Origin of the sequence: Enterococcus mundtii, from assembly GCF_002813755.1 — a bacterium.
GTDB classification, from domain to species: Bacteria; Bacillota; Bacilli; order Lactobacillales; family Enterococcaceae; genus Enterococcus_B; species Enterococcus_B mundtii.
On record NZ_CP018061.1, the window covers coordinates 394,196 to 405,017 of the forward strand.

At 34.0% G+C, this 10,822-nt stretch carries 10 protein-coding genes; 8 read left to right on the forward strand and 2 right to left on the reverse strand.

The window, feature by feature from the left end; all coding sequences use genetic code 11:
- The first annotated feature begins 1 nt into the window (after position 1).
- The 8 genes from EM4838_RS01800 (at position 2) to EM4838_RS01840 (ending at position 8,347) form a co-directional block, all read left to right on the forward strand.
- Positions 2-733 (forward strand): CpsD/CapB family tyrosine-protein kinase, encoded by a 732-nt coding sequence (locus tag EM4838_RS01800; RefSeq protein ID WP_071867610.1) that lies wholly within the window; start codon positions 2-4, stop codon positions 731-733.
- Positions 684-1,859, forward strand: a complete 1,176-nt coding sequence (locus EM4838_RS01805) for a glycosyltransferase family 4 protein (RefSeq protein ID WP_071867609.1) — start codon at positions 684-686, stop codon at positions 1,857-1,859. Before EM4838_RS01800 ends, EM4838_RS01805 begins: the two co-directional genes overlap by 50 nt.
- Positions 1,856-2,992 (forward strand): polysaccharide pyruvyl transferase family protein, encoded by a 1,137-nt coding sequence (locus EM4838_RS01810; RefSeq protein ID WP_071867608.1) that lies wholly within the window; start codon positions 1,856-1,858, stop codon positions 2,990-2,992. The genes EM4838_RS01805 and EM4838_RS01810 overlap by 4 nt, the downstream gene beginning before the upstream one ends.
- Positions 2,989-4,413, forward strand: a complete 1,425-nt coding sequence (locus EM4838_RS01815) for a lipopolysaccharide biosynthesis protein (RefSeq protein ID WP_071867607.1) — start codon at positions 2,989-2,991, stop codon at positions 4,411-4,413. The genes EM4838_RS01810 and EM4838_RS01815 overlap by 4 nt, the downstream gene beginning before the upstream one ends.
- Before the next feature lie 323 nt (positions 4,414-4,736).
- Positions 4,737-5,336, forward strand: a complete 600-nt coding sequence (locus EM4838_RS01820) for a sugar transferase (protein ID WP_071867606.1) — start codon at positions 4,737-4,739, stop codon at positions 5,334-5,336.
- A gap of 3 nt (positions 5,337-5,339) precedes the next feature.
- Entirely contained in the window at positions 5,340-6,086 is a 747-nt protein-coding gene (locus tag EM4838_RS01825) for a WecB/TagA/CpsF family glycosyltransferase (RefSeq protein WP_071867605.1), read from the forward strand.
- Positions 6,055-7,347, forward strand: coding sequence for an O-antigen ligase family protein (locus EM4838_RS16430; RefSeq protein ID WP_161325641.1), 1,293 nt, complete (start codon positions 6,055-6,057; stop codon positions 7,345-7,347). The genes EM4838_RS01825 and EM4838_RS16430 overlap by 32 nt, the downstream gene beginning before the upstream one ends.
- Positions 7,322-8,347, forward strand: a complete 1,026-nt coding sequence (locus EM4838_RS01840; protein ID WP_071867603.1) for a glycosyltransferase family 4 protein — start codon at positions 7,322-7,324, stop codon at positions 8,345-8,347. The genes EM4838_RS16430 and EM4838_RS01840 overlap by 26 nt, the downstream gene beginning before the upstream one ends.
- A gap of 22 nt (positions 8,348-8,369) precedes the next feature.
- Here EM4838_RS01840 and EM4838_RS01845 read toward each other — a convergent pair whose 3' ends face one another.
- The gene (locus tag EM4838_RS01845) at positions 8,370-9,914 is read right to left on the reverse strand and encodes a helix-turn-helix domain-containing protein (protein ID WP_071867602.1); all 1,545 of its coding nucleotides are present in this window, start codon (positions 9,912-9,914) and stop codon (positions 8,370-8,372) included.
- A 267-nt stretch (positions 9,915-10,181) separates the two neighbouring features.
- Positions 10,182-10,670 (reverse strand): DUF4352 domain-containing protein, encoded by a 489-nt coding sequence (locus EM4838_RS01850; protein ID WP_071867601.1) that lies wholly within the window; start codon positions 10,668-10,670, stop codon positions 10,182-10,184.
- Positions 10,671-10,822: the final 152 nt, after the last annotated feature.

Here is a 10,822-nt window from a genome sequence, read left to right on the forward strand (position 1 = left end):
AATGGCAAGGGGAAAGCTTGGCTTGGATATTGTGACATTATCGAATCCAGAATCAGTTGCTTCTGAACAGTATCGCAGTATTCGCTCGAATATCCAAATCCAAAGAGAAAAGGAAGCATTGACTTCATTGATGATTACTTCAGCCAGTCCGGGTGAAGGAAAGACAACAACGAGTGTGAATTTAGCTGTTGTCTTTGCTTTAACAAAATGTAAAACATTATTGATCGATGGTGATTTAAGGAAACGTTCGATCACTGAAGCATTGAATGTTCCTAATGCTTCAGGGCTATGTGGCATCTTAGATAAAGGGTACTCATTAGAATCTAGTACGTACCAGACAAATATTGAGAATCTAGATGTGCTACCTAGTGGGGTTTATTCAGAAAATCCAGCTGAAGTTTTGGCAAGTGCTGGATTTAAAAAACTACTGAGAGAAATCAATTTAACCTATGATTTTGTTGTTATTGATGTGCCACCAATCACCGAAGTAGCGGATGCTAAAATTATTGCGACGTTGGTTGATAGTTGTGCGTTAGTAGTACGAGATAGTAAGTCAAGTAAAAAATTGATCATTGAAGCTAAGAAACTACTTGATAATTCTGGAGCAAATGTTCTTGGAGTTATTTACAACGGAAATAAAACGAAAAAATCGAAGCACTACGGTTACGGAGGTGCTTACGGCTATGGGAGCAGAAAAAAAGAAAAGAGTCCTTTTCGTCTCTGGAAGCAATAAGCCGGTTCCCGCTACCTCCGGAGGGGCAATCGAGTTTCTTACACAGAAACTTTGGGAATTGAACAAAAAAAAACCAATGGATGTTGATTTTTTTGTGCTTTCTTGTAGTTCTGTTTATTCGGATGATCCATCAATGGGGCTCTTTTATTATAAAGATGCCCCAACTATTTTTCAGAAAGCGAAGAGGTATTTAGATAAATGCACAAATCAAATCAATAGATATCAACAAAAGTATACGTTGATCAATCCCAATTTATTATCTAAGCTAAAAATTTTGGTAGGAAGCTATTCTTTTGATGAGATCATTATGCTGAATTATGGGGTGTATTGTCCAAAAATCAGAGAATTTTATGTAGGGAAACTATCGCTATACTTACATAATGATTATCTTAATCGCTTCTCTTTTCAGAAATCTAAGATTTTACAGTCAGTTGATCGCATCATTTCGGTTAGTTCGTTTATTGACCATAGGGTAAAGGAAGTGCTAAATCAATCGAATACACCAACCTTGTGTGTGGTTGAAAATGGAATCGATACGACTGCTTATTCACCTGTCACAAATGACACGAAAATATGTCTGAGGGAAAAGCTAGGCATAAGTCACCAAAAAAAGGTGGTCTTATTTTCAGGTAGGATCGATCGTTCCAAAGGAATCACTTATTTGATGGATGCCATCGAACAATTGACAAATGAGCAAGTATTATTATTGGTAGTAGGGACCGTTTCCAATAAACAATTAGATAAAGCATTAAGACATTCAGCGATTGATTGGAAACTGATTGAACAAGTAACTCAAGAAGAAATGCCAATATACTACCAAGTAGCGGATCTTTGCGTCATTCCCTCAATCGTCAAGGAATCTTTTTGTTTAGTGAATATGGAAGCACAGGCGTGTGGTCTACCAGTGATCACGACAGATGCAGGGGCATTGAATGACTACTTTTTTGGAGATGAACAATTACAAGTGGCTGCTGATCCCAAAACATTATCAACCGATTTGGTAAAAGCGATGACGTATTTTTTTAAAAATGAACAAGCAATCGAGAAGTTTGATTATCGACAACATGCTGAAAATTATTCTTTAGAAAAAATGTATCAAACAATGATTAGCGAGGTGAGAAAGTGAAGATTTTACAGTTTGGCTTTATTGATAGCTTAAATATCGGGGATCGCTTGATTGCTGAAGAAATCCAACATCAGTATTTAGAAAATCATGAAATAAGGGCAGTCTCTTATTTGGGAACGCCTAGAGAGAACATCCCCTCGATTGCTGATTCTTCAGTTGGGGAATCAAAAAAGAAGAATAAATTAAAACAAAAGCTTGCTATGATAATTCCTTACCATCCAGACCGAGGGACAGAAGATCTAGTGGAACAATGGATCGCTGACGCAGATTGCATTGTTTTTTCTGGAGGGAATTTACTTTTTGACTTAAACAAGTATAGTAAATCTTATTTTAAACTAAAATGGATCGTTGAGTTGGCTAAGAAACACAACAAAAAAATAATTGCTCTGTCGATTGGTTTAGGACCATTTAAAACAGAAAAACAAGAAAAAGAAGCAGTGAGCGTATTAAACGAGTTGAGCTATGTTAGTGTGCGGGATCTAAAATCAGCTACCTATTTTAAAAAAGAAGTAGCTGTGATTCAGGATCCTGTCTTTACTTCAGAATTTTTTGCTCCGTTAGCGAAACGTGGAAGACTAAAAAATGATAAAAAAATTGCGGTTTCTATCATTGATTATCGCCTTGCTGGGGCTTCTCACGAACAATATTGGGCATACATCAAGCAAATGGCGGAACTACTGTTAATACTCTCAATCAAGTATCAGGTAACTATCTTTTCAACTGAAATGAGAGATTATCAAGCGGTAGAGGATATCAGTCAATTACTAGTTGGTGCGGTAGAAATAAAAACAATACGCTCGAAAGAAGAGCTTTATCTGTTGTACGAAGAGAGTACCTTGATCATTGGTACACGAATGCATTCGATGATCTTTGCTGTCGCCGCAAAAATTCCTGTGGTCGGAATTTCTTGGCAAGATAAAGTAACTGAAATGTTTCGTATACTAGCTGATCCGACGAGTTGTTTTTCGATCCAAGAATTAGAGAAACAACAAACAGCGATTCTTGAACGAGTAGAGTATAAGATGAGTCATGTAGAAGATGAGCGATATTTACTCGGAGAGATTGGTCATTCCTTTCAGGAGAAAGTGTCTAAAGAAAAGGAACGAGTCAATGCGCTCTTGGCGATCAAATGAATCGATATAAGAAATTACTAACAAGTTCTGGCATATTGATGATTGGAAATCTAGGAACTAAATTTGGCTCGCTTTTTCTACTTCCATTGTATACAAAGTACCTTTCTACTTCTGAATATGGCGTGGCAGATCTATCAATTACGTTCATTAATTTATTTTTACCCATTATTACAATGAGTATTTTTGAAATGTTCATGAAAGATGTGATCCAGCAACCAGAACGGAAGATTCACTTCTTAAAAAATGCTTGGATATTACTTTTATGTACAAATGTTAGTGCGTGGATCATTGGTCAAGGTTTGTATGCACTGGGCTATATCCATCTAGACTATTCGATTTTCCTGTTGATGATGCTTTTGATGACACTCCAATCTTATAATAACTTATTTTCTAATTACCTTCGGGCAATCAATAAAAATACGATTTATGCGACGATGAACTTGATTCAAACAATTTTATTGATTATTTTTGCGATAATGATGCTCCAATACTTGGAACTGGGTTTGCCTGGTTATTTTTATGCAAATGTCGGTGCTTATGCGGTAGTGCTTATCGTTGTCATGCCGTTAGTACTTTTTCGAAAAAAAGATGTTGAAAAACAAACAGCGCTATTTGCAGTCGATTATGACTATCTCAAACAATTGGTAAAAAAAAGTTTTCCATTGATTCCTAATGCATTGATGTGGTGGGGAATCAATTCGGCAGACAAAATTTTTATTGTACTGATTCTAGGAACAAGTGCAAGTGGTCTATTTGCGGCTGCCAATAAGTTACCCATGTTTATTACCATGTTAAGTACTGTATTTTTTCAAGCTTGGCAAGTTTCGGCAATTGAAGAAGTGCAATCCAAGAAAAAAGAAGACTTTTACACAACCGTTTTTCGTGCATTCCTTTTTTTAATGAGTCTAGGTGTGCTCATGATGTATCTTTTTATGGAACCAATCGGGAAAATCTTATTCGCTGATGCGTTTACTCAGGCAATCGAATATATTCCCTTTTTGATTTTAGCTGCGTATTTCTCTAATCTCGCCAGTTTATTAGGCGCAAATTGTATTGCGGAAGGTGAAACAAAATTTGTTTTTCATTCGTCGATTCTGTGCGCTATTGTCAATCTTGTACTTAGTCCACTCTTTATTAAAAGCATGGGATTGCATGGTGCAGGGATATCCGCATCAATCAGTTTTTTATTTTTGGCTTACTTGAGATTTAACAAAGTGAGGAATGTTTCTGGATTGCGAATGACACATCAAGCTTTTTTTGTTCAGTTATTCATCATTATTTTGGCGACTATTTTGTATTCACTCACTCAGTCAGTAGGATTGATCATATTAAGTCTAATCGCTTGTTTCGTGTTTCAGTGGAATTATATTCTGCAAATCAAGTCTGTTCTAAAAAATAATTTTAGTAAATTAGAGAATTAATTGTAATACGAACATAAATTTTCGTTATTTTATTAACTTTTATTTTAATAGAATCAAGCTTTTTTATCGATCAAACCAATAGGGGTTTGATCGGTTTTTTATATTGTTTTCGTTTCGATAGAAAAGTAGTTGACGTTTGATATATCTGCTAAAAATAACTACTTTTAATAGATATGACAATTTGTATTTGCTTACTACAAGAGATTGTTTTAGAAAAAATTATAGGTCTTTTTTATCTGTTAAATAATACGTTTAGTGAACATTGTAAAGGTTATTTATTCACTATAATACTCCTGAATCTAATATTTTTCAGGAGGCAATTTATGAATATTCTTGACTCAATCATCAATCGTGTTCTTGCTGCTCTTGCGCTTTTGATTTTATCCCCTTTACTTATTATAGTAAGTATTCTTTTGAAGATAGAGAATCCAGAACTCTCTCCTTTCTTTTCACAAACAAGAATTGGAAAAAATCAAAAAAAGTTTACTCTTTATAAGTTACGAAGTATGAGGGAGGTTACGCAACAAGAACTTTTCGCACTTGAGCGATTAAATGAAGCTGGAGAGCAGATGTTCAAAATTAAAGAAGACCCACGTATCACGCCGATTGGTCGGATTATACGTAAAACAAGTATTGATGAATTGCCACAATTGATCAATGTAATAAAAGGCGAGATGGCCTTAGTCGGACCACGTCCTCCTCTACCTAATGAGGTAGCTAAATACACAGATCATGACTTGCAACGTTTGACTGTCTTGCCAGGTTGTACTGGTTTATGGCAAGTGAGTGGTAGAAGTGATGTTTCGTTTGAAGAAATGGTGGATTTGGATTTGCAATATATTGAGAATAAGAATCTATGGTTTGATTTGAAGATATTGTGTTTGACAGTCCCAGCAGTCTTAAAGATGAAAGGAGCTTATTGAGTATTGACCAGAGTAAAATTATTAAGTGCAGAAGTAGATACGTATACATTTGACGAAACAATCGAGCAAATGGTCCGCATCATTGAACAACGAAAAATCACGCAACACGTGGTAGTGAATGCCAATAAAATCAATTTGTTATACAAAGAACCAAAACTAAAAAAAATCGTGAATTCTTGTGAATTGATCAATGCGGATGGACAGTCCGTTGTCTGGGCAGATCGATTGTTCAATCGAGCGATTCCAGAGCGTGTAACAGGAATCGACTTATTTGAAAAAATGATTGAAGTTGCTGCAAAAAAGAATTATCGTGTGTATTATTTAGGCGGTAAGTCAGATGTTGTAAAAGAAGTGGTCAGGAGGCATCAGAAAGCATATCCTGCACTAAAAGTAGCAGGATATATGGATGGGTACTTCGATCGAAACAAATCAGTGAAAGTAGCTGAAGAAATTGCAGCTACTCATCCTGATATTTTATTTTTAGCGATTCCTACCCCTGAAAAAGAGTACTGGTTGGATCAATACAAAGAAATTTTAAATATCCCCCTTTTGATTGGCGTAGGTGGGAGTTTTGATGTAATTGCTGGAAAAGTGAAGCGGGCACCTAGATGGATGCAAAAAATCGGAATGGAATGGTTCTATCGGTTTTCGCAGGAACCAAGAAGAATGTTCCACCGGTATTTTTTTGGCAATTTGACTTTTTTAGGACATGTCATTGATGAAAAGAGGAAATCTCTTGTTAGAAGATAGCAAACAAAAATATACTCAATGGTTGATTTATTTTGTAGGCGTCTTTCCGTTTGTCGATTTTATGAACGGTGTATTTTTAAGTGAAGGGATTTCGATCCCTATTGGAATCTTCTATCGCATTGTTTTGTTTATCGTACTACTTTTCTTATTTATCAATCATCTAGAATTAGTTACTAGCGTTTTTGGATTATTGATGATTTTAAGTATGTTTGTATATTTTTTACTGTTAGCCATTCAAACGATCTATTTTGATAATTCATTTAGTACATTGTTTAGTGATGCTAGCGCAGTAACTAAATATTTATTATGGTTTCTGATTGCTTTATTGTTTTCTAAAATAGCTGAACCTAAGATGACTCAGTTGTTTATTGCAATCGACAGTTTATTTGTAGTGGGTTTGATCGTTCCTTATTTTTTAGGGTTAGGTAATTTTACTTATGCCAACTCTAATGCAGGTTATAAAAGTTTTTTTTATGCAACCAATGATTTAACCTACGTTTTAGTTATTTTGTGTACTCTGTTGCTCTTTGTGCTAATTACTTGTTTTACCAAAAAGCAATGGCGTCCTTTATTTTATCTGTCGTTACTCTATTTGGCAAATTGTTACTGTCTCCTACTGGTTGGAACGAAAACGGGGATTATTTATAGCATTGCTAGTTTGATTGTTACGATTTTATATTTACTCTTCTTTAAATCCGATATCCCTTTCCAAGTAAAGTTTTTACTTTCACAATTGATATTAATTGGTATCGGGTTTAGTTTGTTTTGGGGAAAAGAACTATTTATCGGAATGATCCAAGGAACGATTGATCGAATGACTTATTTTTATGATTTATACGATGGAAATTGGATCAAGATCCTTAGTAGTTCCAGAAGTATTTATTTTGAAGATGCAATGACTAATTTTATGGAATATCCAAATAATCACTGGATTTTTCTCTTTGGATTTGGCGTTGAGAATCGCTGGGAATTTTTTGGACGAGCTGGGGGATATATCGAAATCGACTTTTTAGATACTTTTTTCTCTTACGGGGCCATAGGATTGCTTGTCTTTCTTTTACCACTGGTCTATTTGATTTATCGTATCTTCAAGAAGCGATTATTTAACAAGTATGCTTTTTTGTTACTCGTGACATTTGGGTTTGCAGCGACTTCGGGACATGTATTTTATTCTGCAATGTCTGCGACTATTTTAGGTTTGATCGTATCGAGATTATTACGAGAGGAAAGTGAAAATGAATATCTTAATGATAGGGCCTAGTATTGATGCGAAGGGCGGGATGTCAACAGTCATCAAGAATATGTATGAATATGAGGGAGAAGACCAAATCAAAGTGGTGAGTAATTGGCATGAGAAACATCGTATTTCGCTATTTTTAAAAAATATCTTCACAATTAGAAAAATAATAAAAGAAGAAGAGATAGATATCGTACATTTCCACGTAGCACAAAAAGGAAGTTTTTATCGCAAGAGTTTATTACTATTTTTATTGCCTAAAAAGGTAAAATCAGTATTCCACATCCATGCGTCACAATTTGACTTATTTTATCAAGAAGCATCAAGACGAAGAAAAAGAATCATCAGAAAGTGCTTAGGTCGAGCGGATCTGATTGTTGCAGTTTCTGAAAGTTGGCAGAAGTTTTATCAGAAAATAACTGATACACCAGTTGAATTCGTGAATAATGCAGTGAAAATGCCACAAGAAAATCAGTATCAGACGACAGCAAAGCGGATATTGACGCTAGGTAGAATCGGTGAGCGAAAAGGTTCCTATGATTTACTTAAAGTAGCAAAGATCGTGGGTGAATTTTATCCAGAAGTCGTTTTTGAGTTATATGGAGATGGGGAAGTGGAACACTTTCGGCAGTTGACCCGTCAGTTACCAAATATAAAAATCAATGGCTGGGTTGATCAGGAAGAAAAGGATGAATTGTTTCAACGAACCTTGTTGCACTTCTTGCCTTCCTATAATGAAGGGCTACCGATGGCTATTTTAGAAACGATGAGCTATGGCATTCCCAACATTACGACAAACGTTGGAGGAATCCCACAGCTCATTGAGAATAATGAGGATGGTTTATTGACGGAACCCGGTGATGTAGAAGAAATGAGTCATAAAATCCTACAGTATCTTGAAAAAGATGCGACTGAAAAAGCAAGATTCTCAGAAAAAGCTTTTAAAAAAGTAAAGATGGATTTTAGTTTAGATAGCTATATGGAGAAGTGGCATCGTATTTACGTTCGTTTGATGTCACAATGATGATTATTGACTTAGCAGTTACTTAGCTAGGTTGAATTGAATGTTGATAGTTTTCTAACACTAGCTTTTGTAACTCTTTATAAATTAAATGAATGTCGTACTCAGAAAAATGATTTTTATAATTTAAATAGATAAACGAACTCTTTTGAAAATTATGGGCTTGTGTATTCGCCGGAAGTGTAGATATCACTAAATCAATCTCATCATAGGAAGAGACATTCGGTTCTAATTCTTCAATCGAATAAATACTAAGATTGAAATAAAGACTAAACATTGATTCTATGTGTTTTTTCAATGACCAACGAATCATGGATGGATAATCTGCTTCAAAATAGATTTGGATTTTCTGTTCCAAATAATAGAGCGGATGAAAAATTTCATATAATAAAGCATATTTCTTTCTTAAAAATGAGTTGTTTAAAAAGATAGGATTTAGCGTTTCTTGATACATCAACTCCATAAAATGATCAATACGATTTAAAAGTTGTGGATATAGTGCTTCAAATACACCGTCCCCTTCAATAGGATTCTTATCGATTTTCGGGAAAATCGAAATTTTGTAGTGGATTGCAAAAGCACTTGTTTTAAATCTTATTTTCTCGCTTTCTGGTAGTGATTCAAGGTTTAAGTTGAAGTATTCAATAAAATTATTTTTAAATATTGTATAATAATAATGACTCTCCGTATGATAATTTTGGTGTACACCGAATATATCAGTTTTGTTGACGAATCGTCGATAAAACGTTCCTTTCGACTGGAAATAGAACAACCAAAATTGAATCTCTGAATCAGAAATGAGAAAATGTTTTTTTATCAACTCATGTATTTGTGAATTTTCCATTAATTCTGAATTGATTCGTTGATAATTGGAATCAAATTCTTCTAATGAGATATAATGATTTTGAAAATATCTAGTTATATTTATAGCCATAAAAAAACATAATTGTTCTTTAGCCTGGATGCTAAATGAAGTACCATATTCGTTGCTTATATCATTTAATAAATCATGAAGTTTATTTTTTGATATATTTTTAAAAGGCCAATACAATCCTTTATACGTATTCCAGAAAAACTCATAAAACATATATCGAATATTTTGTTCTTTACCAGAAATATAATAGGTTGATTTTTTAGAAGTTATATTGATATTTAAAGTTTTAAACAACTTCTTTAATTCATTGATCGTTCTTCTAATTGTTGAAATACTTACATAATTCTCATAAGACCACTTTGTAATATTCAAACGATTCTCAAAAAAAAGAGTATGAATGATTTTAATGGCGATATTATCTTTGATTAGCCACAAAATAAACTTTTGAATGATTGAAGGATCTCCAGCTTGCAAAAACGTTCCTCTACCTTTTGAAAACTCCATCGTTAGTTCAGGATGATTGAATAGTTCAAAATCTCTCTCTAACTCGGCTATATATTTTAGTGTAGTTTTTCTTTCCAGCTTCGTTTGTTCTGCCAATTCACTTGTAGTGATCCAATCATGGTTATTGTAAAGTATATTCACTAATGTGATCTTTTTCTTGATGTTTTTCCCATAAACGTGTTTGATGTCCATTCTGTATTCCCCTTTTTTATAGTGTTTATTAAAAAATATTATTTATCACATAAATGAAACAATACCAAATATATAAGGAATTCAAGGTCAATAATTGGAATATATAGTGGTGTAAACTGACCATGTGATGGTTGTTAAGATTAGCATATCGGAAATAGTTATAATTACAAAATAGAAAGATTTGATGATCATCAAAAAAGCTCGCACATTACTGTTTAATGTAGTGCGAGCTTTTTTGGTATTTAATGTATTTAATGATAATAATGCTTAATTTTTATTTAAATCCCAGGCTATATGTTTTTGATCGCTTACGAGATAAACTAGCTGTTCGACGGAATCATTTTTGTTCAACTCAAAATAAAGATCTCCTTCGATTTCTTGGTTAGCATCTAATTCTTGTCCAAAAATCGTGTAGTTGGTACTTACACTATGCTGTTTACCATCTTTGGTCTCTAGAGAAAAATCAATTGATCCTAACCCTTTAGTTACCGAGGAGATATTTTTACCTTTCACGTGGAACGTATATAAAATCTTATCCCCTTTTTCGTCAGTTATTGTCTTTTTCTCTGGTTTATTAACGGTGATCTCCAATCCATCGATGACAGTTGATTTTCCTATACCATCAACTTTTTGAGTCTCTATATCTAAGGTACTACTAGAAGTAGTTGTTGTTGCGTGATTGTTAGTGTTTTTGCAACTAGCTAAGATAGGTAGGGATAACAATAATATTGTGCTGAACAGTAGTAATTTCTTCATCTTTATATTTCAACCTCCTTGTATTTCTTAGCTATTTTAGCAAACTTCTATTTTTTATACGTTCATCTTCTGGAATCAAAAGAGACAGATTTAGGTAGGTTACATGTCATGGATCACTAAGAAATTACAGTAATACTGAATTGATTGAAAGC

Coding starts and splice junctions, on each gene's coding strand:
- EM4838_RS01800 (WP_071867610.1), top strand. CDS start 2: ATGGCAAGGGGAAAGCTTGGCTTGGATATTGTGACATTATCGAATCCA.
- EM4838_RS01805 (WP_071867609.1), top strand. CDS start 684: ATGGGAGCAGAAAAAAAGAAAAGAGTCCTTTTCGTCTCTGGAAGCAAT.
- EM4838_RS01815 (WP_071867607.1), top strand. CDS start 2,989: ATGAATCGATATAAGAAATTACTAACAAGTTCTGGCATATTGATGATT.
- EM4838_RS01820 (WP_071867606.1), top strand. CDS start 4,737: ATGAATATTCTTGACTCAATCATCAATCGTGTTCTTGCTGCTCTTGCG.
- EM4838_RS16430 (WP_161325641.1), top strand. CDS start 6,055: ATGAAAAGAGGAAATCTCTTGTTAGAAGATAGCAAACAAAAATATACT.
- EM4838_RS01840 (WP_071867603.1), top strand. CDS start 7,322: ATGAATATCTTAATGATAGGGCCTAGTATTGATGCGAAGGGCGGGATG.
- EM4838_RS01845 (WP_071867602.1), bottom strand. CDS start 9,914: ATGGACATCAAACACGTTTATGGGAAAAACATCAAGAAAAAGATCACA.
- EM4838_RS01850 (WP_071867601.1), bottom strand. CDS start 10,670: ATGAAGAAATTACTACTGTTCAGCACAATATTATTGTTATCCCTACCT.